Below are 25741 nucleotides of genomic sequence, written 5' to 3' on the forward strand. Positions count from 1 at the left end.
TAAAAATTTCATTCATAAGGAAAAATAAGCCATGAGAAGAGCGGTTATCACTGGGTTCGGTATTATTTCTAGTATTGGGAATAATAAAGAAGAAGTATTAGCGTCATTAAAAGCGGGTAAGTCAGGTATTGAATTTGTGCCTGACTTTGCCGAAGTAGGAATGCGCAGTCAAGTGGCGGGTACGGTTAAATTAAATCCGGCGGAATTAATTGATCGTAAAGTTTATCGCTTTATGGGAGATGCTGCGGCTTATGCTTACCTTTCAATGAAAGAAGCGATTGAAGATTCAGGTTTAGCCGAAGATCAGGTTTCCAATGATCGTACTGGTTTAGTGATTGGTGCGGGTACTGGATCAGCTCATAGTCAGTTAGTTGCTTGTGATGCGGTAAGAGGTCCTCGTGGTGTAAAAGCAGCTGGTCCTTATGCGGTGACTAAAACTATGGCATCAAGTGTATCTGCTTGTTTGGCAACACCTTATAAAATTCGTGGCGTGAACTATTCTATTAGTTCAGCTTGTGCGACTTCTGCACATTGTATTGGTCATGCTTGGGAATTAATTCAGTTGGGTAAACAAGATGTTGTTTTTGCTGGTGGGGCAGAAGAATTATCTTGGGAATGTGCGGCAGAATTTGATGCAATGGGTGCAGTTTCTACAAAATATAATGAAACACCAACTAAAGCCTCTCGTGCTTATGATGCAAACCGCGATGGTTTTGTTATCGCAGGTGGCGGTGCCGTTGTGGTGGTAGAAGAATTAGAACATGCGTTAGCGCGTGGTGCCAAAATTTATGCAGAAATCGTAGGTTATGGGGCGACTTCTGATGGCTATGATATGGTGGCTCCAAGCGGTGAGGGTGCTGAACGTTGCATGAAACAAGCCTTAGCTACTGTGGATACACCAGTGGATTATATCAATGTACATGGTACATCAACACCAGTGGGTGATGTGAAAGAATTAGGGGCAATCCGCAATGTGTTTGGTGAACAAAAACCAGCCATTTCTTCCACTAAATCAATGACTGGTCACTCATTAGGGGCGGCCGGTGCACATGAAGCAATTTATACGTTATTAATGTTGCATAACGATTTTATTGCACCAAGTATTAATATCGAAACGCTAGATGAGCAAGCAGAAGGGTTAAATATTGTTACTGAAACTAAAGAAAATGCAGGGTTACAAACTGTGATGTCAAACAGCTTTGGTTTTGGCGGTACGAATGCCAGTTTGGTATTTAAACGTTATAATAAATAACTATATTATATTTGATTGACTAATTTAAATTCATTTAAAATAGTTGCTAGTCATCATGAGATTAGCAACTATTTTTTATTATTGGCGAAAAAGGTAAAACAGTGGTATTTTAAGAATATTTTAATCAATTAATCCCTGAAGGAGATACGATGAAATTACAACAAATTATTAAACAACATCGCTTAGGATTACTGTTTCAACAAGGTTGGTTTGGGTTTGAGAAAGAAAGCCAACGAGTTTATGCCGATGGTTCGGTAGTGACAACCGAACATCCAAAAGCCTTTGGTAGGCGTTCTTATCACCCATATATTCAGACGGATTTTGCTGAAAGTCAGTTAGAACTGATTACCCCACCGAATAAAAAAATAGAAGAAAGTTTGCGTTGGTTGTCTGCTATTCACGAAGTAGTATTACGCACGATTCCTGACAATGAATATATTTTCCCTATGAGTATGCCAGCAGGTTTACCATCAGCCGATCAAATTAAAGTGTCGCAATTAGATAATCCTGAAGATGTGGCCTATCGTGAACATTTAGTTAAATCTTATGGTAAGAATAAGCAAATGGTCAGTGGGATTCATTATAATTTTCAATTAGATGAAGAATTGGTAAAAGTCTTGTTTGGTGCTCAAAATGAGATACAAAGTGCGGTGGAATTTCAAAATAATTTATATTTAAAAATCGCCAAAAACTTTTTACGTTATCAATGGGTATTGTTGTATTTGTTGTCTGCTAGTCCTATGGTTGACGATGATTATTTTAAACACGGTACACCAGAAGATTTGAACCCGATTGTGCGAAGTTTACGTTCAAGCAAATATGGCTATGTCAATGCTCCCGATGTAAACATTTCTTTTGATAACTTAAATGCTTATGTGGAAAGTCTTGAACATTGTGTCAGTACAGGTAAACTGATTGCGGAGAAGGAATTTTATTCCAACGTACGTTTAAAAGGCACAAAAAAAGCCCGTGACTTTTTGCAAACAGGAATTCAGTATTTAGAATTCCGTTTGTTTGATTTAAATCCTTTTGCTCCTTATGGCATTAGCTTAAACGACGCAAAATTTATTCATTATTTTATTTTATTCATGGCATGGTTAGATGAAACTGCTACACAAGAAGATGTAGAGTTAGGTAAAGCTCGTTTAGGTGAGGTGGCATTAGAAGATCCGTTTGCCGTCACGGCTTATGCGGAAGAAGGTGAATTATTATTGATTGCTTTGTTGGATATGCTCAAAGAGATTGGCGCAGATCAAACTGCGCTACAAATTGTGCAAGAAAAATTAACTCACTTTGCTCAACCAAATAAGACTCTTTGTGCTAGATTAGTTAATGAAATTATCCAATCTGGTGGTTATCAACAGCTCGGTGCGAAATTAGCTAAACAATATAAGGCTCAAGCCTTTGAGCGTTTTTATGCATTGTCTGCTTTTGATAATATGGAATTATCCACTCAAGCCTTGTTATTTGATGTCATTCAAAAGGGCATTAAAACAGAGATTTTAGATGAAAACGATCAGTTCTTGTGTTTGCAACATGGTGATCATATTGAATACGTGAAAAACGGCAATATGACCAGCCATGACAGCTATATTTCGCCATTGATTATGGAAAATAAAGTAGTCACTAAAAAAGTGTTGGCGAAAGCAGGCTTTAATGTGCCACAAAGCCTAGAATTTACCAGCCTTGAGCAAGCCGTGGCAAGTTATCCATTATTTGAACATCGGGCAGTGGTGATTAAGCCAAAATCCACCAATTATGGTTTAGGCATTACCATTTTCCAACAGGGTGTACAAAATCCCGATGATTTTGCCAAGGCGGTGGAAATTGCGTTTCGTGAAGATCAAGAAATTATGGTAGAAGATTACCTGAAAGGTACGGAATACCGTTTCTTTGTGTTAGGTGAAGAAACCCTTGCCGTGTTATTACGTGTGCCTGCTAATGTAGTGGGTGACGGTGAACGTACCATAGCCGAGCTTGTCGCTCACAAAAATAATCACCCTTTACGTGGTGACGGTAGCCGTACACCATTAAAACGCCTTAGCTTGGGTGAAATTGAACAGTTGCAATTAAAAGAGCAAGGTATGGATATTTTCAACACGCCAGCTAAAGATCAGATCGTGCAGTTGCGAGCTAATTCTAATATCAGCACTGGCGGTGATAGCATTGATATGACAGACGATATGCACCCGAGTTATAAAGCCTTAGCGGTAGGTATTGCCAAAGCTATGGGAGCAGCAGTTTGTGGGGTGGATTTGATTATCCCTGATTTAACTAAACCTGCCGAACCGACTTTGCAATCTTGGGGCGTGATTGAAGCAAATTTCAATCCGATGATGATGATGCACATTTTCCCTTATCAAGGAAAATCCAGACGTTTGACCTTAGATGTGATTAAAATGCTGTTTCCAGAGTTGAAAATCTAGCATTAACGCCATAATCTTGATAGGATCTAGTTCACTAGATCCTATTTTTATATAAAACCATGACCGAAAAATTAACCCAACAATTCACTCTCGCCCCAACGGATAACGCCCGTTTACAATCCCTTTGTGGTGCTTTTGATGATCATTTAAAGCTGATTGAAAAAGAATTTAATCTTTCTATTGCTCGCCGTGATTTTGATTTTACCATTCAATCCAATGATCAACAGGCAAAACCGCATCACGCCCATTTATTGCAAAGTGCGGTGCGATTAATTCAACATTTATATGTAGAAACCGCACCGATTAAAGGCAAAATTAAAGAGTTAGATTTGGAAGATGTCCATCTTGCCATTCAAGAAAGTCGAATGTTGGCACAAGTTGATCCTGATGAACGTGCAGAAAGTAAGGTATATGCCACCACGATCAAAACCAAACGAGGCTTAATTAAACCGCGTGGTAAAAATCAAATTGAGTATTTGCATCATATTTTGACCCATGATATTAGTTTTGGCATTGGGCCTGCAGGCACAGGGAAAACCTTTTTAGCCGTAGCGGCTGCGGTGGAAGCTCTTGAACGACAAGAAATTCGCCGTATTTTACTGACCCGTCCAGCCGTAGAAGCAGGCGAAAAATTGGGCTTTTTACCAGGGGATCTTGGTTCTAAAATTGAACCCTATTTACGTCCACTTTATGATGCCTTATACGAAATGCTTGGCTTTGAGCGAGTAGAAAAACTTATGGAACGCAATGTGATAGAAATTGCACCCTTGGCTTATATGCGTGGTCGCACCTTGAACGACAGTTTTATTATTTTAGACGAAAGCCAAAATACCACTGTTGAGCAAATGAAAATGTTTTTAACCCGTATCGGCTTTAATTCCAAAGCGGTGATTACGGGTGATGTGACCCAAGTGGATTTGCCTCGTTCGCAAAAATCAGGCTTAAAACACGCTATTGAAGTGTTATCAGACGTACCTGAATTGAGTTTTAACTATTTTGATAGTCAAGATATTGTGCGACACCCTGTCGTAGCGAAAGTAGTGCAAGCCTATGAAAAATGGGAAGCGGAAGATGAAATTCGTAAGCAAAAAATAGCGGAACAAAAACGCTTGGAACGTGAACGATTAACAGCGAGTGCAGAAAATGAATAACGTCATCATTGATTTACAAATTGCCACAGAAAACTCCGAAAATTTGCCGAGTGTAGAACAGTTTACTCACTGGGCAACGCAAGCGGTGCGAGCCGAAAGCCTTGAACCAGAAATGACAATTCGCATTGTCGATGAAGCAGAAAGTCATGAGCTAAATTTGCGTTATCGTGGCAAAGATCGTCCGACCAATGTGTTGTCCTTTCCTTTTGAATGTCCTGATGAAGTGGAATTGCCGTTATTAGGTGATCTGGTGATTTGTCGTCAAGTGGTGGAAAAAGAAGCTGTTGAGCAAGGCAAACCGTTGATCGCACATTGGGCTCATCTGGTCGTACACGGCAGTTTGCATTTATTAGGTTATGACCATATTGAACAAGATGAAGCCGAGGAAATGGAAAGCCTAGAAACGGAAATTATGCTCGAACTAGGTTTTGAAGATCCTTATTCTTATGATGAAGAATAATGCGTGAACGCCAGTTAATTCCTTATTTTGACAAAGAAGAACCTCTTTTCCTATTCCAAAACCATAGGGGTGGACAGATGTGTCCGCCCGAAAACGTACCATTAATATTAAACTCACAAAATTTTGCCAAAGCCAAAAATCTGCTCGGGCAGGAATTTTCTGCGATTTTATTTGATGCCAGAACAACGCTAAATTTAGATGCGCTTGCCATTGCGATTGGCACATTGCGAGCAGGGGGTACGCTCGTTTTATGGTTAAATCCCAATCAGCATATTGATTTAGACAGTCGCCGCTGGTCTGGAGTGGAAAAGGGTATTTTGACCCTGAATTTTAATCAGCATTTTTATTCCCTGTTATCATCATTTTTTATTAACCGTAGGGGCGGATACATCGATCCGCCCCTATATCAAAAACAACATCCAACAGCAGAACAACAACGGATCATTCAACAAATCCTATGTTCATCAGCCGATATTGCCATTCTCACCGCTAAACGAGGTCGGGGAAAATCTGCGTTATTAGGTATGTTAGCTAATCAACTCAACACTCAGAAATGTTGGCAAAAATGTTGGCTCACCGCCCCGAATAAAAGTGCGGTGCAAACGTTGCAAGATTTTGTTGAACAACCTATTGATTTTATTGCCCCTGATGAATTAACCCAACAAATTCAACAAGAGCCGACACAATTTAAGCAAGATTGGTTGTTAATTGATGAAGCGGCAATGTTGCCGTTGCCCATATTAAACCAATTTATCCGTACCTTTAAACGTATTGTTATTAGTACCACCATTCATAGCTACGAGGGTACGGGACGGGGATTTTTACTCAAATTCTTAACCAATTTACCCCGCACTTTTCAACAGTTTGAATTAACCGAACCTTTGCGTTGGGCAAAGAACGATAAATTAGAAATTTTTATTGATGAATTATTGTTATTGGAAGCCGAAGACCGCCTTGTGCAACCCGATTACGATCCGCAAACTGCGGTGCAAATTCGTCAAGTTTCACAACAAACCATCGTAGAAAAAATAAATGATTTTTATGCTTTATTGACGTTAGCCCATTATCGCACCAGTCCCCTTGATTTACGCCGTTTATTCGATGCTCCGCAACAACGATTTTATCTTGCAGAAAGTGGTTCGTTTTTATTGGGGGGCGTGTGGTTAATGGAAGAGGGGGGCTTGACATCACTGGATTTAATCGAAAAAATCTGTCGGGGGGAGCGTCGTCCACAAGGCAACTTGGTGGCTCAAGCGTTAGCTTTTCAAGGGAATTTACCACAGGCTTGTGCCTTAAAATCTTTGCGGATTTCTCGTATTGCCGTACAACCTAACTGGCAAAACCATGGATTAGGGCAAAAGTTAATCAACACCTTAATTCAACAAGCCGCGGTGGATTTTCTTTCTGTTAGCTTTGGCTATACCGCAGAATTGTATGCGTTTTGGCAAAAGTGCGGTTTTATTTTAGTGCAAATCAGTGAGTATCAAGAAGCCAGCAGCGGTTGTTATTCTGTTATTATGCTCTGCCCAATTTCAATAGCAGGGGAAAAATTGGTGGCACAAGCACAACGCCATTTTCAGCGTAATTTTCCATTTTCTTTTCATCCGCTAAAAGCACAATTTCCCTTTCCGTTAGATTGGCAACTCACTGATGAAGATTTTCAGATTTTGCAAAACTTTGCGTTTTTTCACCGCACTTTATTTGCAAGCATTGGAGCAATTCGGCGTTTAATGGCAAAGTCAGATATGCTGCAATGTTGCCCATTATTAACTGCCTATTGCCAACAACAAAAAATTGATACAAAATCTGTGGGTGGTAAAAAAAATTGGTTAAAACAATGTCGTTTGGAAGTGCAAATTCAAATAGTAAGGAGTAAAAAATGACCGAACAAACCAAACCAAAAAGTTGGTTGCGTAAAGTATTAGATAAATATAATCGTTTTTGCGATGAGCTTGGTGTGAATCAGGGGGCTTGTCGTGGTTGTGTGCCAGTGGTGAAATTTGACCCTGAATCTGGAGAAAAAAATCAGAAACAACCGAATAAAACGTGATTTACTTCACATTTTTAACTATTCATTGGCAAAAAAGTAAATTCTTCGTTTACTTTATTTTAACAACTCTCTAAAATTTCCAACTGGTTGTTATATGGCATAGTAAATAAAGATGCTATTTATCTTTATTTACTCTGTCCATATCAAAATATCACTGTTTTTTATTTCTTAATGAGGATTCTCTCTATGTTATGGTTCTTTTTTTGTGTTGCTATTTTAGTAACGGGTTATTTTACTTATGGCAAGATTATTGAAAAAATCTTTGTTATTAACCCAAAACGTACTACGCCGGCATATTCTGATCAAGATGGTGTGGATTATATGCCGATGTCAAAAACCAAGATCTGGTTAATTCAATTATTGAATATTGCTGGAACAGGTCCTATTTTTGGTCCAATCCTTGGGGCATTATATGGTCCTGTAGCAATGCTTTGGATTGTGATTGGTTGTATTTTTGCCGGGGCGGTACATGATTATTTTTGTGGTATGTTGAGTATTCGTAATGGCGGAGCGACCATGCCTTATTTAGCGGGTAAATTTTTAGGAAAACCCGTTAAAGTATTTATTAATGTGATGGCATTGATACTCTTGTTGTTGGTGGGGGTGGTATTTGTGGCAAGTCCCGCACAATTATTGAGTACAATTACTTTTGATGTGCTAGGTTCAAGTTCGGCTGCAATCAATTTAGGTAATCCGGAAGAAATTCATCGCGCCGTGGAAACAGCAAAAGATCTCACCGTTTGGGGGATGGATAAAGCTACGGTAATTTCAGTTTGGACGCTCATTATTTTTGCATATTATATTTTTGCGACCTTATTACCGATTGATAAAATTATTGGTCGTGTATATCCATTATTTGGAGCGTTGTTACTCTTTATGTCAGTGGGGATGGTTTATGGGTTAGTGAGTTCACATTTGAGTGCTGCCGATCCTATTGAATTTTTCCGCACGGTAAACGCTGATGGAGCGGGGTTAACTTGGGAAAAATTCACCCAGAATTTCCAAGTGAAAGGTGATGTGCCGATTTGGCCATTATTATTCTTAACCATTTCTTGTGGTGCACTATCTGGTTTCCACGCTACACAAACGCCATTAATGGCACGTTGTGCAGAAAATGAATCGGAAGGTCGTTTTATTTTCTATGGTGCGATGATTGCTGAAGGGGTGATTGCCTTAGTATGGTGTATGGTGGGATTAGCTTTCTATGAAAATCCACAAGCCTTACAAGATGCGATTTCTGCCGGTTCACCGTCCAAAGTGGTGTATGATAGTTCATTACATTTCTTAGGCTTTATCGGTGGTATTTTCGCCGTGCTAGGTGTGGTGGTGTTGCCGATTACTTCTGGCGATACCGCATTCCGGGCTGCGCGTTTACAAATAGCGGAAATTTTTAAACTTGAACAACATTCATTAACAAAACGTTTGATCATTGCAGTGCCGTTATTTGCACTTGGTTTCGTCGTCTCTAAATTAGACTTTAGCGTATTATGGCGTTATTTCACTTGGGCGAACCAAATGACAGCGATGGTGATGTTATGGACAGCAGCGGGTTATTTGTATCGTTACAATAAATTCCATTGGGTCGCTTCTATTCCTGCTTGGTTCATGAGTACTGTTTGTTTTACCTATTTAGCCTATAATAAAATTGGTTTCGGTTTAGATTATGAACTCTCTTGTTATATTGGTTTAGGTTTAACCGTATTTTGTGTAATCTTGTTCTTTGCTTTCCTTAAACCGTTAGGCGACGGTGATCCAGAAGCATTAGTCACTGAATAGCACAGCAAAACTAATCAAGTTTAACCGCACTTTCTGATCTGAACCCCAAAAATTGGACGGTTTAGTTTAAGTATTTAAGGACTGAGTTCTGTATTGCACAGGGCTTAGTCCTTTTAATTTAGTTTGGATGCGTTCGTTATTGTAGTAAGCAATATAATCGTGGATAGTTTGCTCCAGTTGCTCAATACTTTCAAACTGCTTGCCATAATAACATTCTTCTTTTAATCGTCCAAAAAAACTTTCCGTTGCCGCATTATCAATACAGTTACCTTTTCGGCTCATACTTTGCAAAATATTATGCTTTTCTAATCGTTTACGATAGCTAAGATGTTGATATTGCCAACCTTGGTCTGAATGTAAGATAGGCTTATCTTCAGGTTTGAGTTTTTTAACGGCTTGCTCTAGCATTCTGTCTATTTGTGCCCAATTAGGGCTACGGCTCAGGTCATAAGCGATGATTTCACCATTGTAGAAGTCCTTAATCGGCGAGAGATAGAGCTTTTCATTACGGCATTTAAACTCGCTAATATCCGTTCCCCATTTTTCATTGGGTTTGCTTGCCGTAAAGTTGCGTTCAAGTAGATTTGGGGCGATTTTCCCAATATTTCCTTGATAACTTTGATATTTACGTTTTGGCTTTCTTTCCCCTTTTAAACCCAGTTCTTTCATCAATTTTGCGACTTTTTTATGATTGACGACAATTCTTTTTTTACGCAAGGCTAATGTGATTCGGCGATAACCATAACGTCCTTCATTTTTGATAAAAATACGTTTAATTTTTGCTTTTAAAGCCTTATCGGGATTATCTGGCTTGTTCAGATTATCGTAGAAAGTACTCCGAGCCAGTTGGGCAATATCCAGCAAAATATCTAATGCCCCCAACTCTCTTAACTCATTGATGATTTTCGCTTTTTCTCTTTTTGTTCTAGCTCCGCCAGCTTTTTTAGATAGATATTCTCCAATTTTAAGTGATAGTTTTCCGCTTGTAATTTTTCAAGCTCTGTTTGTGGCGCTTTCATTTTTTTAGGCTTAATCAATGTTTTCATCGCTTTTCGTCCTTTAGGTTTGGGTTCAAGTCCTGTTATACCTTGTTCTTTAAAACGTTTCAACCAATTTACCACTACACTGTGAGTGGGAAGATTCGCCTTTAAAGCTGCTTCTCGGATGCTCATTTCACCCGATAATACAGGCGTGATGATATGGAATTTTTCATCTGCAGTATATTGTTTCCAAGTGGACTGATTATGCAATGCAGACGTGCCTGAATGCGTATATTTAGCGAGCCAATCTTTTATGATTGACACTGGAATTTGGAAATGCTGACTTGTTTTGGTTAAAGAATGAGAAGTATTCAGATGGAACTGAATCACTTCAAATTTGAATTGTGCGTGATATTTAGTCATAAAAATCTGCCCTTTAATCAGTGGTTGGTGTCCAACTTTTGGGGGGCAGATCATTCATTGAAAAATGAAAGTGCGGTTTTTTTAAGAAAAATTCATTTTACTGTATAAAGCGCTTGTCAATTAATCTATCTAAGTATAGAATTGAAGAAAATGTGGGGAAAAGTGGAGTTTTGTGTCGAATAACTTCGCTTGATATTGCGTTATTAATGAAATAAGGCTTATGTAAAGGCAATATATGTTTCGTGGTGCATCAGCGGTTAATTTAGATACAAAGGGACGCCTTGCGATCCCAGCTCGCTATCGTCCAGAAATTATTGAGCAAAACCAAGGACAATTAGTCTGTACGGTGGATATTCGTCAGCCTTGTTTATTGTTATATCCTTTGAGCGAATGGGAGATCATTGAACAGAAATTATTGGCTCTGTCAAATTTTGATCCGGCTCAACGTAGTTTGCAACGTGTCATGTTAGGGTATGCCACGGAATGTGAATTGGACAGTGCAGGAAGAATTTTAGTTAGTGCGCCATTACGTCAACATGCGAAATTGGAAAAAAATATTATGTTGGTAGGGCAGCTCAATAAATTTGAGATTTGGTCTGAAACCGAATGGAACGCACAAATTGAACAAGACATGGCATTAGGTTCAAGCGGGCAATTTGCCTTGTCCGAAGCATTAAAAATGCTCTCTTTATAAAAATAGTAGCACTAGCAAACTCGTATAAAAGCGAGATAATAAAAAGGTGAGCGAGCTGGGATGCCAACTTTGGTTTCCTAGCTCTGCAAAACCTAAAGAGAAAAGTACTAAGCAAATTCCTTTCTTTTTTTATAGTTAATCGTAGTTTTTGGGATAATTTTATGAACGCACCAAATACCTTATGTCCAGCTCATACCACTGTTTTACTTCATGAAGCAGTGGACGGTTTGGTATTAAAAGAAAAAGGTATTTATATCGACGGTACATTTGGTCGTGGTGGTCATTCTCGTTTAATCCTTTCTCAACTGGCAGGTAATGGTCGCTTAATTGCGATTGATCGTGATCCACAAGCTATTACCGAGGCGAGTAAAATTCAAGATGCTCGTTTTCAGATTGAACATAACAGCTTTTCTGCGATGCCTGAAATTTGTGAAAAATTAGGTTTAGTCGGTAAAATTGACGGTATTTTACTCGATCTTGGTGTGTCCTCCCCGCAACTAGATGATGCTGAACGTGGCTTTAGCTTTATGAAAGACGGTCCGTTGGATATGCGAATGGATACCAGCAAAGGACAATCAGCTACAGAGTGGTTGGCTAACGTCAGTGAAAGCGATTTAGCTTGGGTATTAAAAACCTTTGGTGAAGAACGTTTTGCCAAGCGTATTGCCGGTGCTATTGTGAATTATAACAAAAATGCGATACAAAATAATCAATCGATTTTACGCCGCACTTTGCAATTAGCGGAACTTATTGCGAGTGCTGTGCCATTTAAAGATAAACATAAACATCCAGCGACACGTAGTTTTCAAGCGATTCGGATTTTTATCAATGCGGAATTAGATGAATTAGAAAGCGTATTAAATTCAGCGGTTGAACTGTTAGCTCCGCAAGGGCGTTTGTCTATAATTAGTTTCCATTCTTTAGAAGACAGAATGGTAAAACACTTTATACGCAAGCAAAGCAAAGGGGAAAATATTCCAAAAGGCTTGCCGTTGCGTGAAGATCAGATTCAGCGTAATCAAACTTTAAAAACTATCGGTAAGGCGATTCAAGCCAGTGAACAAGAAATTGCGTTGAACCCACGTTCACGTAGTGCAGTATTACGTATAGCGGAGAAACTTTAATAATGAACGAGCCACTATTAAATAGCCAACGCTATCCATTACAACACATTTTAATTCAGGATATTTTTGCTGCGAATAAACTCGCTTTTTGTTTATTGTTTGCCATCGTGATTACGGCCGTTGGTACGGTGTGGATTACTTACCAAACTCGAGCCTTAATTTCTCAGAAAAGTGCGTTAACGGTACAAAAAGAAGATCTTGAGAATGAATATGTCAATTTAAGATTAGAAGAAACCACCTTAAGTAATAATAGTCGCATTGAATCCATTGCAATTAATAGCTTAGGGATGAATCGTGTTAAACCAGAACAAGAAGTGGTGATTTTAGAATGAAAGTGAAATTTAATTCAACACGCCATCAAGCGAAATCGAAAAGTGTGGTGAAAAAATCCGTTAATTCAGCCAATGTTAAGCCAAATAAACCCGTGAAACTCTATGAAAATAGTTTCTTAAAAGGGCGTTATCGTTGGGCAATGGGTTTTGTTTGTTTTGGATTGTTTGCTTTAGTGGCACGTGCCGCATTTGTGCAAGCAATTAATGTGGAAACCTTTAATGATGAGGCGGATAAACGTTCATTACGTGAACAAAAAGTGTTATCTGCTCGAGGTTCTATTTTAGATCGTAATGGGCAAATGTTATCGGTTAGTGTGCCGATGTATAACATCAAAGCGGATCCGAAATTTATTTTAGACGGTAATTATTTAGCTGATCAAGAACGTTGGAAAGCTTTAGCTTCGTCACTTAATATGAAATATCAGGATTTAGTGGCAAAAATTAAGAATAAACCTAAATCTCGGGATATTATTTTAGGTCGCCAAGTGACAAAAAATGTTGCGGATTATGTGCATCAATTAAAAATCCCGGGCATTGTGTTTGAAAATGATTTCCGCCGTTTTTATCCAAGAGCGGAAGAAACGGCGCATTTAATTGGATTTACTGATATTGATAATAACGGCATTGAAGGCATTGAGAAAAGTTTAAATAACGATTTAATCGGTAAAGCCGGCTTGCGATCTTATCGTAAAGATAAAAAAGGCAATATTGTGGAAGAAATTGCCGATGTGAAAAAATATGCAGCGCATGATGTGGTATTGAGTATTGATGAAAAATTACAATCCATGGTATATCGTGAAATTGCTAAAGCGGTGGAAGAAAATCAGGCGAATTCGGGGACTGCCGTATTAGTTGATGTACGTACTGGCGAAGTTTTAGCTATGGCCAATGCACCATCTTATAATCCAAATAAACGTGCTGGTATTTCTAATGAGTTAATGCGTAACCGTGCCGTAACCGATACTTTTGAACCGGGTTCAACAGTAAAACCTTTTGTGGTGTTAACCGCATTGCAACGGGGAGCCGTGAAACGTAATGAAATTATTAATACTGGACCTTTAGTATTAAATGGTAAAGAGGTCAAAGACGTAGCTCCACGTAATCAACAAACTTTAGATGAAATTTTGGAAAATTCCTCTAACCGTGGTGTGAGCCGTTTAGCATTGCGTATGCCACCGTCAGCTTTAATGGAAACTTATCAAAATGCTGGATTAGGTAAATTAACCAATTTAGGTTTAGGTGGTGAACAGTCTGGTATGCTAGGCGCGAATCGTCAACGTTGGTCTGAGATTGAACGTGCTAACGTGGCGTTTGGTTATGGTATCAATGCCACACCATTACAAATTGCTCGAGCTTATATTACGCTAGGTAGTTTTGGTATTTATCGTCCATTGTCGATTACCAAAGTGGATCCGCCAGTGATTGGTAATCGAGTATTTCCTGAGAAAATAACCAAAGATGTGGTTCAGATGATGGAAAAAGTAGCCATCAAGAATAAACGTGCCATGGTTGAAGGTTATCGAGTAGCGATTAAAACAGGGACAGCAAAAAAATTAGAAAAAGGGCATTATGTAGATAAATATATGGCATATACTGCTGGACTTGCCCCAGTGACAGATCCACGTTTTGCTTTAGTTATTTTAATTGATGATCCTAAAGCTGGACAATATTATGGTGGTGCTATCTCTGCCCCAGTATTCTCAAGCATTATGGGTTATGCGTTACGTACTTATAATGTTACGCCAGATTCCGAAGAAAGTGTGGCAAATCTAAGAAATATCAAACGTGTGGTACGCTTGACGAATAAACCAGATGGAAAACAAACAAATTAAGTGAGAAAAAATGAAAAAGTTGACCGCACTTTTGGGTAATTGTTCATTATCTGGTGAAAATTTAGACATTCTAGTAGAAGATATGACCCTAGACAGTCGTTCTGTAAAGAACGGCTGTCTTTTCGTTGCGATAAAAGGGCATACTGTTGATGGTCGCCGTTTTATTCCACAAGCCATTGAAAACGGAGCTGTTGCCATATTAGCAGATGCCGACCAACCAAACGAACATTTAACCGTTCACTTGGAAAACAATATACCTGTTATTGCGTATTTTGATTTATCCGCTCATCTTTCTGAAATTGCTGATATTTTCTACGATAGTCCATCGCAAAAATTAACCTTAGTCGGGGTTACTGGCACCAATGGTAAAACTACCATTGCTCAATTATTGGCTCAATGGACACAAATTCTAGGGCATAAACCAGCAGTGATGGGAACCATTGGTAATGGGTTATTAGGTCAGGTGAAACCAGCCGAAAATACCACAGGTTCAGCTCTTGAAGTACAATCATCTTTAGCCAATTTTGTGGCTCAAGGGGCGGATTTCGCCGCGATTGAAGTATCTTCCCATGGATTAGTGCAAAAACGAATTGAAGCCTTGCATTTTGCGGTAGCAATTTTCACCAATTTAAGCCGTGATCATTTGGATTATCATGGTAGCATGCAAGAATATGCCCATGCCAAAAAACGCTTGTTTACTGAATTAGTCACTCAACAACAAGTAATTAATGCCGATGATCAGATCGGTGCAGCTTGGTTAAAAGAATTGCCAAACGCAGTGGCAGTTAGCTGCCAAGCTGATTTCCAACCAATGCAAAAAAATTGGTTAAAATGCACCGCAGTTTCTTTTAATAACAAAGGGGCGAGCATTGAATTTTGTTCTAGTTGGGGCAATGGCAAATTAGAAAGCCATTTAATTGGGGCATTTAATGTGAGCAATTTATTGCTGGTATTAGCTACTTTATTATCCTTAGGTTACTGCCTTACGGATTTGGTTAAAACCGTTTCACAATTAACGGGAGTGTGTGGTCGCATGGAAATGTTGTATACGCCACATAAACCAACAGCGATTGTGGACTATGCTCATACCCCAGATGCTTTAGAAAAAGCACTACAAGCGGCACGTATTCATTGTAACGGTAAACTTTGGTGTATTTTTGGTTGTGGTGGCGACAGAGATAATGGTAAACGTCCACTGATGGCAAAAGTCGCTGAACAGTTTGCAGATGTAGTGATTGCCACTGATGATAATCCACGCACGGAAGAGCCAACAAAAATTATGGCAGATATTGTGGCAGGATTTGAACATGCCAATGCCGTGCAAATTATCCATGACCGTGAGCAAGCGATTAAAACTGCTATACAAAGTGCGGTGGAAAATGATGTGATTTTGATTGCGGGTAAGGGGCATGAAGATTATCAGATTATTGGGAAAGTAAAACATCATTTTTCGGATCAGGAAGTGGTAAGGAAATATATTGATTAATTTAAATCGGGTTTCGCCCGATGGGCGACCATACTTTCTTTTGCTTGTGCAAAAGAAAGTAGGCAAAGAAAAGCACACCCCGACTTCACCGCTTATCTTTGCTTAGTTAAAATTTTTTCACGGCAAAATCGCAACTCGCTACGCTCAGACAAGGCGATTTTGCCTAAAAATTTCAAGTCGCAAAGGCGGTTCAGACGGGGACCCATGTTTGCCACCTGAAAATGCTTTAATTTGTAGGAAAATGGCGTCTGTCTGAGCGTAGCGAGTTTAGCCATTTTCTGTTAAGCAAATTAAAGCATTTTCAGGAAACAAGGCAAAGTTGGGGGGTGTTTCTTTTGTTACTTTTCTTTGCACAAGCAAAGAAAAGTAAAGAACGTGGCGAAACCCGAACTCAAAAATCACAATTTGAAATTAAAAACCAAAATGATAAAACTAACAACAAAAAAAATTGCTGAAATCTTAAACGGCAAACTCATCGGAAATGCTGAAACGCAAATTGAAAACATCAGCACCGATACCCGCCAACAAACGCAAAACGGCTTATTCTTTGCCCTAAAAGGTGAACGTTTTGATGCTCATCATTATCTTGAACAAGCCATGGCACAGGGCAATGTCGCCGTTATTGTTGATCATGAATGTACTGTCAACGTACCACAAATTATAGTCCCTGATACTCGTTTAGCCTTAGGGCAATTAGCACAGTGGCTTAAAGCCAAATTAAATCCATTAACCGTGGCAATGACAGGATCTTCGGGCAAAACCACAGTGAAAGAGATGACGGCTTCTATTTTAGCTCAAACTGCTAGCCGAATGGCAACGGAAAGTGCGGTGGAAAAAAATCAAGTTTTATTTACCCATGGCAATTTTAATAATGATATTGGCGTGCCTTTAACTTTATTACGTTTAACCGAAAAACATCAATTTGCGGTGATTGAACTTGGAGCTAATCATCAAGGCGAAATTGATTATACAACGCATTTGGTGAAACCAAATGTAGCATTGATCAATAATATCGCACCAGCTCATTTAGAGGGATTTGGTTCTATTGAGGGGGTGGCTCAAGCAAAAGGCGAGATTTTTCGTGGTTTGAGTGAAAAGGGTGTCGCTATTGTGAATTTAGATTGTCATTATTTAGATATGTGGAAAAAAGAAATTGGGACACATAAATTACAATCTTTTTCCGCTTATAATAAGCAAGCGGATTTTTATGCTAGCAATGTCAAAGCAACAGAAACGGGTTCAATCTTTATTTTACACAGTCCTCAGGGCGAAATTGAGATTAATTTACCCTATTTAGGCGAACATAATGTAGCCAATGCGTTAGCAGCGACAGCCTTGGCGGTGAATGTCGGAGCCACATTACAAGAGGTAAAATTAGGACTTGAGCAACAATCTTTGGTCAAAGGACGTTTATTTCCGATTCAGCCTTGTGAAAACCTTTTATTGTTAGATGATACTTATAATGCCAATGTGGGATCATTAAAGTCTGCGATTGATGTTTTGAAAAAATATGCCGCATTTCGCATTTTTGTTGTTGGAGATATGGCAGAATTAGGCGAAAATACGCAGTCTTGTCATCAACAAATTGCCGATTATACGGCACAAGCACAATTAGAATGTGTGGTTAGCTTTGGTTTGCATAGTGCGGTGATTTCACATCAATCCGCAGGGCAACATTTTACTGATAAAGCAGTTATGGCAAATTATTTAACACCGATAATTAAACAAAAATTAGCGAATAATCAACCTGTTGTGTTATTAGCAAAAGGATCACGCAGTCAAAAAATGGAAGACGTGATCGATATTTTAAAAGAAAATTTCGAAGGGTAATATTTCATGTTAGTTTGGCTTGCATCTTATTTACAGCAATATTTTAGCGATTTTCACGTTATTTCTTATCTTACCGTCCGTTCGGTTTTTGCCTTATTAACGGCATTGTTGTTGTCTTTATGGATTGGACCGAAAATGATCCGCCGTTTACAAATCTTCAAATTTGGGCAAGAAGTCCGTAATGACGGACCTGAAAGCCATTTCCAAAAACGTGGCACGCCAACCATGGGCGGTATTATGATTTTATTCACGATTACCGTGAGTACCTTGTTGTGGGGCGATTTATCTAATCCGTATATTTGGTTCAGTTTATTTGTATTACTCGGTTATGGTGCAGTTGGCTTTGTCGATGATTACCGCAAAATTAAATATAAAAATACCGATGGTTTAATTGCTCGTTGGAAGTATTTCTGGTTATCTGCCATTGCCTTAATTGCGGTAGTGGGAATGTATTTAATCGGCAAAGATACTGATGCCACTCGTTTAGTAGTACCATTCTTTAAAAATGTGATGCCACAATTAGGTTTATTCTATATTATTTGGGCTTATTTCGTGATTGTAGGCACCAGTAATGCGGTAAATTTAACCGATGGTTTAGACGGTTTAGCGATTATGCCAACTGTGTTTGTGGCGGGAGCATTTGCGTTAATTGCATGGGCGACAGGGAATATTGAGGTTTCTAAGTATTTATATATTCCTTATTTGAAATACACGTCAGAATTAGTTATTTTCTGTACTGCTATTGTCGGTGCGGGATTAGGTTTTTTATGGTTCAACACTTATCCTGCACAGGTATTTATGGGTGATGTGGGTTCATTAGCGTTAGGCGGTGCATTAGGCGTGATTGCGGTGTTAGTGCGTCAAGAATTTTTATTAGTGATTATGGGTGGTGTATTTGTGATGGAAACCATTTCGGTAATTTTACAAGTGGGTTCCTATAAATTACGCAAAAAACGGATTTTCCGTATGGCACCGATTCATCACCATTATGAACTCAAAGGTTGGCCCGAACCCCGTGTGATTATCCGCTTTTGGATTATTTCGTTAATGTTGGTGTTGATGGGCTTGGTGACCTTGAAACTACGTTAGATAAAAAAGGATTATGCTATGACAGATTATAAAAACAAAAACGTCACCGTGATTGGCTTAGGCAAAACGGGTCTATCCTGCGTAGATTTTTTAGTCAGAAAACAAGCTCAAGTAAGTGTGATCGATACTCGTGATAACCCTACAGGTGCTGAACAATTAGGGGCGGATATTCCGTTACATACAGGCGGATTAAATCAACAATGGTTATTAGACAGTGATTTAATTGTGATTAGCCCAGGATTAGCAGTAAAAACCCCTGAAATTCAGACCGCACTTTCTGCTGGTGTTGAAGTGGTAGGGGATATTGAATTATTCTGCCGTGAAGCCAATAAACCGATTATTGCCATTACAGGTTCGAATGGTAAAAGCACAGTGACTACGCTGGTAGCAGAAATGGCAAAAGCAGATGGTTTGCGAGTTGGCATGGGGGGCAATATTGGAATTCCTGCATTATCGCTGTTAGAGAATGATTATGATCTTTATGTATTGGAACTTTCCAGCTTCCAGTTAGAAACTACTTACAGCCTAAAAGCTGCTGCGGCGACTGTGTTAAATGTCACCGAAGATCACATGAACCGTTATGTGGATTTAGAAGATTATCGCCAAGCAAAATTGAAGATTTATGTGAATGCCGAAACTGCGGTGATAAATGGTGAAGATTTGTTGTCTAAAGAAGACGGTAAGCAAAGTGCGAAACAGCAAGTCAGTTTTGCGGAACATAATGCGGATTATTGGTTAAAAACCGAAAACGGTAAACAATATTTAATGGCGAGTGATGAAGTGATTTTGCCTTGTGATGACGTGAAAATCAGCGGTCGTCATAATTATATGAATGCCTTGGCATCGATTGCTTTGGCTCGGGCGGTAGGCGTAAAAAATAAGGGAATTTGCACCGCACTTCGTACTTTCACTGGACTCGATCACCGTTTCCAATTAGCCCATTTTGCCAATGGTGTGCGTTGGATTAATGATAGCAAAGCGACCAATGTCGGTAGTACGGTGGCGGCGTTAACGGGATTACATTTAAATGGTAAATTGCATTTATTATTAGGTGGTGACGGCAAAGGGGCGGATTTTAGCGAGTTAGAAAAGCTGATTAATAAGCCTGAAATTTTATGTTATTGCTTTGGTCAAGACGGTGCCGAATTAGCCAAATTATCGGCTCAAAGCCAATTATTTGATACCATGGAACAAGCTATTCAAGCCTTGCGTCCATTGTTAAAATCAGGTGATATGGTGTTATTATCACCCGCTTGTGCGAGCCTAGATCAATTTAGTTCCTTTGAACAACGGGGTGAACAATTTACCCGTCTAGCACAGTCAGTTGAATAGGATATGTCATGGGGTTTTGGAGTAATTTAAAAGAGAGTTATCAACGCTGGACAACCATTACGCCAAGTAATGTACTGTATGACCGCACACTGTTGTGGTTATTTGTGATCTTGCTGTTTATTGGTTTTATTATGGTTACATCAGCATCTATTCCAGTGGGTACTCGTAATGAATTAGATCCTTTTTATTATGCTAAACGTGATGCCATGAATGTGGTATTGTCTTTTATTGTCTGTTATTTTTTCTTAAAAGTTCCGATGGATAAATGGGAAAAATACTATATGTGGGTTTTCTTTATTTCCATTATTTTATTGGTGGCGGTGGCGATTCCTGGTATTGGTAAATCAGTCAATGGAGCTAGACGTTGGCTGCCTTTTCCTTTATTTAGTTTCCAGCCTGCGGAATTTGCTAAGTTAGCTTTAATTTGTTTTTTAGCCAGCTATTTTACTCGCCGTTACGATGAAGTGCGTAGCCGTAAACTCAGTGCGGTGAAACCTTTCCTTGTAGTGGGGGTAATGGGGGCGTTTTTATTATTACAACCAGATTTAGGTAGTACAGTGGTATTATTCGTGATTACCTTTGGCTTGTTGTTTATTGTCGGGGCACATTTTTTACAATTTGTGTTATTAATGGGCTTAGGTGTCGTATTATTTGTGTGGTTAGTATTAACTTCCGCCTATCGTTTAAAGCGTTTAACGGGGTTTATGGATCCTTTCCAAGACCCTTACGGTACAGGGTTTCAGTTGTCTAACTCATTAATGGCATTTGGACGAGGTGAATTTTTTGGTGAGGGCTTAGGCAATTCTATTCAAAAATTAGAATATTTACCCGAAGCACATACTGACTTTGTGATGGCGGTAATGGGCGAAGAATTTGGCTTTTTAGGCATATTGTTAATGGTTTTCCTATTAGCGGCTTTGGTTTTCCGAGCCATGAAAATTGGTAAAGAGTCTTTATTATTAGAACAACGTTTTAAAGGCTTTTTTGCGTTTGGCATTAGCTTTTGGATTTTCTTCCAAGGTTTTGTGAATTTAGGTATGGCGTTAGGCTTATTACCGACCAAAGGATTAACCTTTCCATTAGTCAGTTATGGTGGTTCGAGTGTGATTATTATGTCTATTAGTATTGCCATTTTATTACGGATTGATCATGAAAATAGGCTTATGCGTGGTGGTCATGCGAGATTACGAGATGATTAAAAATTTTTCGGGGATAAATTAGGTGCAACAGAATAAAGAAAAAAAACGATTATTAGTGATGGCGGGTGGCACTGGCGGTCATGTTTTTCCAGCCATTGCAGTAGCACAATATTTACAGCAACAAGGTTGGGAAATTTGCTGGTTAGGCACCGCCGACCGTATGGAAGCCCAACTTGTCCCTAAACATGGTATTCCAATTAAATTTATTCAAATTTCTGGCTTGCGTGGTAAAGGTATCGGAGCATTATTGAAAGCGCCTTTTGCGATCACCAAAGCGATATTGCAAGCTCGTAAAATTATCCAACAATATCAACCCCATGCGGTGTTAGGTATGGGAGGTTATGTGTCGGGTCCGGGTGGTATTGCGGCTAAACTTTGTGGTGTGCCAGTGATTTTACATGAACAAAATGCCGTGGCTGGACTCACCAATAAATGGTTAGCTAAAATCGCTAAAGCGGTATTGCAAGCCTTTCCAACCGCTTTTCCTGATGCCGAAGTGGTGGGTAATCCAGTACGTGCGGATTTGTTTCAAATGGCAAGTCCAGAACAACGTTTTACGCAACGTTTAGCCCATAATAATGGTAAATTAAGAATCCTTGTGGTGGGTGGAAGCCAAGGGGCGAGAGTGTTAAATCAAACCATTCCGCAAGTGGTGGCTCGGTTAGCTGATAAATTAGATGTCCGTCATCAAGTTGGAGCAGGTTCGGTAGAAAATGTTACTGCACTTTATCCAGAAAATGTGCGAAGTGAGGTGAAAATTAGCGAATTTATTGATAATATGGCAGAAGCCTACGCTTGGGCAGATTTAGTGATTTGTCGTTCGGGTGCATTGACAGTATGTGAATTAGCCGCAGTGGGAACGCCAGCGATTTTTGTGCCGTTCCAACATAAGGATCGTCAACAATATTTAAATGCTAAATATTTGGCAGATGCAAACGCTGCTTATATCGTTGAGCAAGCAGATTTGAATGTTGATGTTTTGGTGAAGTTAATCAATGAATTAGATTTAAATAAATTACAGCAAATGGCAATTAATGCAAAATCCATGGCAACGCCGTTGTCTGCTCAACGTGTAGCAGAAGTGATTATACAAAATGCCAATTAAAATTAAGAAAGTGAGATAATAAAAATGACACAATCACAAGAAACGATTAGACAAGCAAAAATTAGACAATCTGTGCCAAGTATGCGACGAGTTCGCCAAATTCACTTCGTAGGGATTGGCGGTGCTGGAATGGGCGGTATTGCGGAAGTACTATTAAATGAGGGCTATGCCGTCACGGGATCGGATATTGCAGAAAGTGCGGTGACAAATCGTTTAATTTCTTTAGGGGCAAAAATTTATTTTTCTCATCAAGCAGAAAATGTGCAAGATGCCAGCGTAGTGGTAGTTTCCAGTGCGATTAAGCCAGATAATGTGGAAGTGGTGGCAGCCCATGAGAAACGGATTCCAGTGATTCAACGCGCTCAAATGTTAGCTGAAATTATGCGTTTCCGTCATGGTATTGCGATTGCAGGAACGCACGGAAAAACCACGACAACGGCGATGATTTCAATGATTTATACCCAAGCAGGTTTAGATCCGACCTTTGTCAATGGGGGATTAGTGAAATCTGCTGGTACTAATGCTTATTTAGGGGCAAGTCGTTATTTAATTGCCGAAGCAGATGAAAGTGATGCCTCATTTTTACATTTACAACCCATGGTGTCTGTGGTGACAAATATTGAACCAGACCACATGGAAACCTATCATGGTGATTTTGAAGAAATGAAACGGACGTATGTGAATTTCTTACACAATTTGCCGTTTTATGGTTTAGCCGTGATGTGTGCGGACGATGATGTGCTGATGGAATTAGTACCTCAAGTGGGACGCCAAGTGATGACTTATGGTTTTAGCGAAAAAGCCGATTATCGTATTGAGAATTACGAGCAAACAGGTTTTCAAGGACATTATGATGTGATTACCCCAACGGGTGAACGAATTAATGTGTTATTAAATGTACCAGGTAAACACAATGCGTTAAATGCCACCGCAGCTTTAGTGGTAGCCAAAGAAGAAGGCATTAACAATGATGCGATTTTAGCCGCACTTGCCGATTTCCAAGGGGCTGGTCGTCGTTTCGATCAATTGGGTGAGTTTATTCGCCCGAATGGTAAAGTGATGTTGATAGATGATTATGGTCATCATCCTACTGAAGTCGGCGTTACCATTCAAGCGGCTCGTTCAGGCTGGCAAAATAAACGGGTTGTGATGATTTTCCAACCGCACCGTTATTCTCGTACACGGGATTTATTTGATGATTTTGTGCAGGTATTATCGCAAGTAGATGTATTAGTCTTACTTGATGTGTACGCTGCAGGAGAACAACCGATTGCTGGAGCGGATAGCCGTTCGTTAGCTCGTTCTATTCGTAATTTAGGCAAAGTTGACCCAATTTTTGTGGCGGATCATAGTCAGTTACCTGAAATTATGGATCAAATCCTACAAGATGGTGATTTAATTTTGGCACAAGGGGCGGGCAATGTGAGTAAACTTTCTCGCAATCTTGTGGAATTGTGGACGAAATAAGCAGAATAAAAGTAAAGAGATAATTCAATGAAACCATTAAAACAACAAAAAATCGCTGTATTATTAGGTGGTACATCAGCAGAACGTGATGTTTCCTTAAATTCAGGGGCTGCTGTATTGCAAGCGTTACGCACACAAGGCTATGATGCTCACCCACTCGACCCAAAAGAAATCAGCGTAGCTGAATTAAGCGAACAGGGCTTTGATCGTGCCTTTAATATTTTGCACGGACGGGGGGGCGAAGACGGTGTTATTCAAGGCGTATTGGAACAAATCGGCTTGCCATATACGGGTTGTGGAGTTATGACATCTGCATTAACCATGGATAAAATGCGAACTAAAATGTTATGGAAAGGCTTTGGTTTACCGATTGCTGATATGGAAATTGTCACTAAAAACACCGCACTTTCACTCGATCCGCAAGCAGTGGTGGCTCGCTTAGGTTTGCCATTAATGGTAAAACCTTCACGTGAAGGTTCCAGCGTTGGGTTGACTAAAGTCAAAGCGGTGGAAGATTTAAAAGCCGCAGTAGAGTTAGCCCTACAACATGATGATACGGTATTAATTGAAGAATGGTTGTCTGGTGATGAATTGACTGTGCCAGTATTAGGTGATGAAGTGTTGCCAGCGGTACAAATTGTTTCCGAGGGTGAATTTTATGATTATGAAGCGAAATATATTTCTGATAATACACAATATATTTGCCCGATGCCATTAAGTGATGAACGTTGGCAAGAATTACGTAGCTTGGTGAAACGTGCTTATGACGTGGTCGGTTGTCGTGGTTGGAGTCGAATTGATGTGATGACCGATAGCAAAGGAAATTTCCGTTTAGTAGAAGTGAATACCACACCAGGAATGACGAGCCACAGCCTATTTCCAAAATCAGCTAAAACGGTGGGTTATTCTTTTGAGCAGTTGGTGGAAAAAATCTTGGAGTTAAGTGTTTAATGTCCGTGATTAAACGTAAATCGAAGCAGAATACAGTCAAAATGCCAGAGTTTGATCTGAAAAGTTTAATTCAGATCAAACCATTACTTTTGCTATTGTGCTTAGGTTTGCTATATTATACTTATACCAACTGGCAAAACTGGTTAGAAAAATTAGACGATAAACCGATTAGTTCTTTTGCATTGTTAGGTTCGCCACAATATACCACTTATTCAGATGTGCGCGATCAAATTTTACAAATCGGTGAATTAAAAGGTTTTTTCGGGCAAGATGTGAATGCGGTGCGAGACCAAATCCAGAGTATGCCTTGGATAAAAGGAGCATTAGTTCGTAAAATTTGGCCTGATCGGTTGAGTATTTTAGTCATAGAATATACACCAGTAGCTTATTGGAATGAGAATGAATTTGTTACCAGTGATGGTACAGTGTTTAGTCTGCCTTTTGATAAACTAAAAAATACCGATATGCCACGGTTATTTGGCTCAGATTATCAAAGTAAGGAAGTGCTAGAAGCATGGTATAAAATCTATAAAGATTTAAAAGCAAAAAATTTAAACCTAAAGACCCTAGCAGTAAACGAACGGGGTTCTTGGGAGATTATGTTAGATAACGACATTACCTTAAAATTAGGACGTGGCGAGTGGAAAAGTAAGATTGATCGTTTTGTGACAATTTATCCACAAATTGAAGTGCCAGAAAATAAAAAAATTAATTATGTTGATCTAAGATATAAAGTGGGTGCGGCAGTGAATTTCACTGATATTATTAAATAAACAGCGAAG

The 25741-nt window shown here is 39.3% G+C and carries 21 protein-coding genes; 20 read left to right on the forward strand and 1 reads right to left on the reverse strand.

Translation table 11 applies throughout. The features are described 5' to 3' along the window. Positions 1-31 precede the first annotated feature (31 nt). The 7 genes from fabB (at position 32) to O1Q79_RS01510 (ending at position 9115) form a co-directional block, all read left to right on the forward strand. Positions 32-1252 carry a beta-ketoacyl-ACP synthase I gene (gene fabB / locus O1Q79_RS01480; RefSeq protein ID WP_386692624.1) on the forward strand — a complete coding sequence of 407 codons (1221 nt, stop codon included), beginning with the start codon at positions 32-34 and terminating at the stop codon, positions 1250-1252. Positions 1253-1401: 149 nt separating this feature from the next. Beyond that, positions 1402-3678 (forward strand): bifunctional glutamate--cysteine ligase GshA/glutathione synthetase GshB, encoded by a 2277-nt coding sequence (gene gshAB / locus O1Q79_RS01485; RefSeq protein ID WP_386692625.1) that lies wholly within the window; start codon positions 1402-1404, stop codon positions 3676-3678. Between the two features lie 59 nt (positions 3679-3737). Further along, positions 3738-4829 (forward strand): PhoH family protein, encoded by a 1092-nt coding sequence (locus O1Q79_RS01490; protein WP_386692626.1) that lies wholly within the window; start codon positions 3738-3740, stop codon positions 4827-4829. Then, positions 4822-5289, forward strand: coding sequence for an rRNA maturation RNase YbeY (gene ybeY / locus O1Q79_RS01495; RefSeq protein WP_386692627.1), 468 nt, complete (start codon positions 4822-4824; stop codon positions 5287-5289). Before O1Q79_RS01490 ends, ybeY begins: the two co-directional genes overlap by 8 nt. Before the next feature lie 77 nt (positions 5290-5366). Further along, on the forward strand, positions 5367-7172 hold the full coding sequence (locus O1Q79_RS01500; protein ID WP_386692628.1) for a tRNA(Met) cytidine acetyltransferase TmcA: 1806 nt from the start codon (positions 5367-5369) through the stop codon (positions 7170-7172). Continuing rightward, on the forward strand, positions 7169-7339 hold the full coding sequence (locus O1Q79_RS01505; protein ID WP_386692629.1) for a DUF5363 domain-containing protein: 171 nt from the start codon (positions 7169-7171) through the stop codon (positions 7337-7339). The genes O1Q79_RS01500 and O1Q79_RS01505 overlap by 4 nt, the downstream gene beginning before the upstream one ends. Positions 7340-7525: 186 nt before the next feature. Next, positions 7526-9115 (forward strand): carbon starvation protein A, encoded by a 1590-nt coding sequence (locus O1Q79_RS01510; protein ID WP_386692630.1) that lies wholly within the window; start codon positions 7526-7528, stop codon positions 9113-9115. 66 nt (positions 9116-9181) lie between these two features. Here the strand turns inward: O1Q79_RS01510 and O1Q79_RS01515 are convergent. After that, positions 9182-10518 (reverse strand): IS3 family transposase gene (locus O1Q79_RS01515; protein WP_386692631.1). Its coding sequence is split into 2 segments (ribosomal slippage): positions 9182-10047 and positions 10047-10518, totalling 1338 coding nucleotides; the frame shifts between segments, so codons are not numbered across the junction. Positions 10519-10753: 235 nt separating this feature from the next. Here O1Q79_RS01515 and mraZ point away from each other — a divergent pair. The 13 genes from mraZ (at position 10754) to O1Q79_RS01580 (ending at position 25732) form a co-directional block, all read left to right on the forward strand. Continuing rightward, positions 10754-11212 carry a division/cell wall cluster transcriptional repressor MraZ gene (gene mraZ / locus O1Q79_RS01520; RefSeq protein ID WP_386692633.1) on the forward strand — a complete coding sequence of 153 codons (459 nt, stop codon included), beginning with the start codon at positions 10754-10756 and terminating at the stop codon, positions 11210-11212. A gap of 161 nt (positions 11213-11373) precedes the next feature. Next, positions 11374-12336, forward strand: coding sequence for a 16S rRNA (cytosine(1402)-N(4))-methyltransferase RsmH (rsmH, locus tag O1Q79_RS01525; RefSeq protein ID WP_386692634.1), 963 nt, complete (start codon positions 11374-11376; stop codon positions 12334-12336). 2 nt (positions 12337-12338) lie between these two features. After that, a complete protein-coding gene (gene ftsL, locus O1Q79_RS01530; protein WP_386692635.1) occupies positions 12339-12668 on the forward strand; it encodes a cell division protein FtsL in 330 nt (109 codons plus the stop codon). Then, positions 12665-14500: a penicillin-binding transpeptidase domain-containing protein gene (locus O1Q79_RS01535; RefSeq protein WP_386692636.1), complete on the forward strand. Its 1836-nt coding sequence runs from the start codon at positions 12665-12667 to the stop codon at positions 14498-14500. Before ftsL ends, O1Q79_RS01535 begins: the two co-directional genes overlap by 4 nt. Positions 14501-14510: 10 nt before the next feature. Next, positions 14511-15986, forward strand: coding sequence for a UDP-N-acetylmuramoyl-L-alanyl-D-glutamate--2,6-diaminopimelate ligase (gene murE, locus O1Q79_RS01540; protein WP_386692637.1), 1476 nt, complete (start codon positions 14511-14513; stop codon positions 15984-15986). Between the two features lie 423 nt (positions 15987-16409). After that, positions 16410-17816, forward strand: coding sequence for a UDP-N-acetylmuramoyl-tripeptide--D-alanyl-D-alanine ligase (gene murF / locus O1Q79_RS01545; RefSeq protein ID WP_386692638.1), 1407 nt, complete (start codon positions 16410-16412; stop codon positions 17814-17816). Positions 17817-17822: 6 nt separating this feature from the next. Continuing rightward, positions 17823-18905: a phospho-N-acetylmuramoyl-pentapeptide-transferase gene (gene mraY / locus O1Q79_RS01550; RefSeq protein ID WP_386689834.1), complete on the forward strand. Its 1083-nt coding sequence runs from the start codon at positions 17823-17825 to the stop codon at positions 18903-18905. A gap of 18 nt (positions 18906-18923) precedes the next feature. After that, a complete protein-coding gene (murD, locus tag O1Q79_RS01555; protein WP_386692639.1) occupies positions 18924-20237 on the forward strand; it encodes a UDP-N-acetylmuramoyl-L-alanine--D-glutamate ligase in 1314 nt (437 codons plus the stop codon). A gap of 8 nt (positions 20238-20245) precedes the next feature. Then, positions 20246-21436 (forward strand): putative lipid II flippase FtsW, encoded by a 1191-nt coding sequence (gene ftsW, locus O1Q79_RS01560; protein ID WP_153985516.1) that lies wholly within the window; start codon positions 20246-20248, stop codon positions 21434-21436. 58 nt (positions 21437-21494) lie between these two features. Then, the gene (murG, locus tag O1Q79_RS01565) at positions 21495-22541 is read left to right on the forward strand and encodes an undecaprenyldiphospho-muramoylpentapeptide beta-N-acetylglucosaminyltransferase (RefSeq protein WP_386693320.1); all 1047 of its coding nucleotides are present in this window, start codon (positions 21495-21497) and stop codon (positions 22539-22541) included. Between the two features lie 24 nt (positions 22542-22565). Then, the gene (gene murC, locus O1Q79_RS01570; RefSeq protein WP_386692640.1) at positions 22566-24008 is read left to right on the forward strand and encodes a UDP-N-acetylmuramate--L-alanine ligase; all 1443 of its coding nucleotides are present in this window, start codon (positions 22566-22568) and stop codon (positions 24006-24008) included. Positions 24009-24035: 27 nt separating this feature from the next. Continuing rightward, positions 24036-24959: a D-alanine--D-alanine ligase gene (locus tag O1Q79_RS01575; RefSeq protein ID WP_386692641.1), complete on the forward strand. Its 924-nt coding sequence runs from the start codon at positions 24036-24038 to the stop codon at positions 24957-24959. Then, positions 24959-25732, forward strand: a complete 774-nt coding sequence (locus O1Q79_RS01580; protein ID WP_386692642.1) for a cell division protein FtsQ/DivIB — start codon at positions 24959-24961, stop codon at positions 25730-25732. Before O1Q79_RS01575 ends, O1Q79_RS01580 begins: the two co-directional genes overlap by 1 nt. Positions 25733-25741 lie beyond the last annotated feature (9 nt).

Origin of the sequence: Lonepinella sp. MS14434 (genome assembly GCF_042468235.1) — a bacterium.
In the GTDB taxonomy this organism is placed as follows: Bacteria; Pseudomonadota; Gammaproteobacteria; order Enterobacterales; family Pasteurellaceae; genus Lonepinella.

Bases quoted from the DNA above. Each gene is read 5' to 3' on its own strand.
- fabB (WP_386692624.1), top strand. From the start codon at position 32: ATGAGAAGAGCGGTTATCACTGGGTTCGGTATTATTTCTAGTATTGGG.
- gshAB (WP_386692625.1), top strand. From the start codon at position 1,402: ATGAAATTACAACAAATTATTAAACAACATCGCTTAGGATTACTGTTT.
- O1Q79_RS01490 (WP_386692626.1), top strand. From the start codon at position 3,738: ATGACCGAAAAATTAACCCAACAATTCACTCTCGCCCCAACGGATAAC.
- ybeY (WP_386692627.1), top strand. From the start codon at position 4,822: ATGAATAACGTCATCATTGATTTACAAATTGCCACAGAAAACTCCGAA.
- O1Q79_RS01500 (WP_386692628.1), top strand. From the start codon at position 5,367: ATGTGTCCGCCCGAAAACGTACCATTAATATTAAACTCACAAAATTTT.
- O1Q79_RS01505 (WP_386692629.1), top strand. From the start codon at position 7,169: ATGACCGAACAAACCAAACCAAAAAGTTGGTTGCGTAAAGTATTAGAT.
- O1Q79_RS01510 (WP_386692630.1), top strand. From the start codon at position 7,526: ATGTTATGGTTCTTTTTTTGTGTTGCTATTTTAGTAACGGGTTATTTT.
- mraZ (WP_386692633.1), top strand. From the start codon at position 10,754: ATGTTTCGTGGTGCATCAGCGGTTAATTTAGATACAAAGGGACGCCTT.
- rsmH (WP_386692634.1), top strand. From the start codon at position 11,374: ATGAACGCACCAAATACCTTATGTCCAGCTCATACCACTGTTTTACTT.
- ftsL (WP_386692635.1), top strand. From the start codon at position 12,339: ATGAACGAGCCACTATTAAATAGCCAACGCTATCCATTACAACACATT.
- O1Q79_RS01535 (WP_386692636.1), top strand. From the start codon at position 12,665: ATGAAAGTGAAATTTAATTCAACACGCCATCAAGCGAAATCGAAAAGT.
- murE (WP_386692637.1), top strand. From the start codon at position 14,511: ATGAAAAAGTTGACCGCACTTTTGGGTAATTGTTCATTATCTGGTGAA.
- murF (WP_386692638.1), top strand. From the start codon at position 16,410: ATGATAAAACTAACAACAAAAAAAATTGCTGAAATCTTAAACGGCAAA.
- mraY (WP_386689834.1), top strand. From the start codon at position 17,823: ATGTTAGTTTGGCTTGCATCTTATTTACAGCAATATTTTAGCGATTTT.
- murD (WP_386692639.1), top strand. From the start codon at position 18,924: ATGACAGATTATAAAAACAAAAACGTCACCGTGATTGGCTTAGGCAAA.
- ftsW (WP_153985516.1), top strand. From the start codon at position 20,246: ATGGGGTTTTGGAGTAATTTAAAAGAGAGTTATCAACGCTGGACAACC.
- murG (WP_386693320.1), top strand. From the start codon at position 21,495: ATGGCGGGTGGCACTGGCGGTCATGTTTTTCCAGCCATTGCAGTAGCA.
- murC (WP_386692640.1), top strand. From the start codon at position 22,566: ATGACACAATCACAAGAAACGATTAGACAAGCAAAAATTAGACAATCT.
- O1Q79_RS01575 (WP_386692641.1), top strand. From the start codon at position 24,036: ATGAAACCATTAAAACAACAAAAAATCGCTGTATTATTAGGTGGTACA.
- O1Q79_RS01580 (WP_386692642.1), top strand. From the start codon at position 24,959: ATGTCCGTGATTAAACGTAAATCGAAGCAGAATACAGTCAAAATGCCA.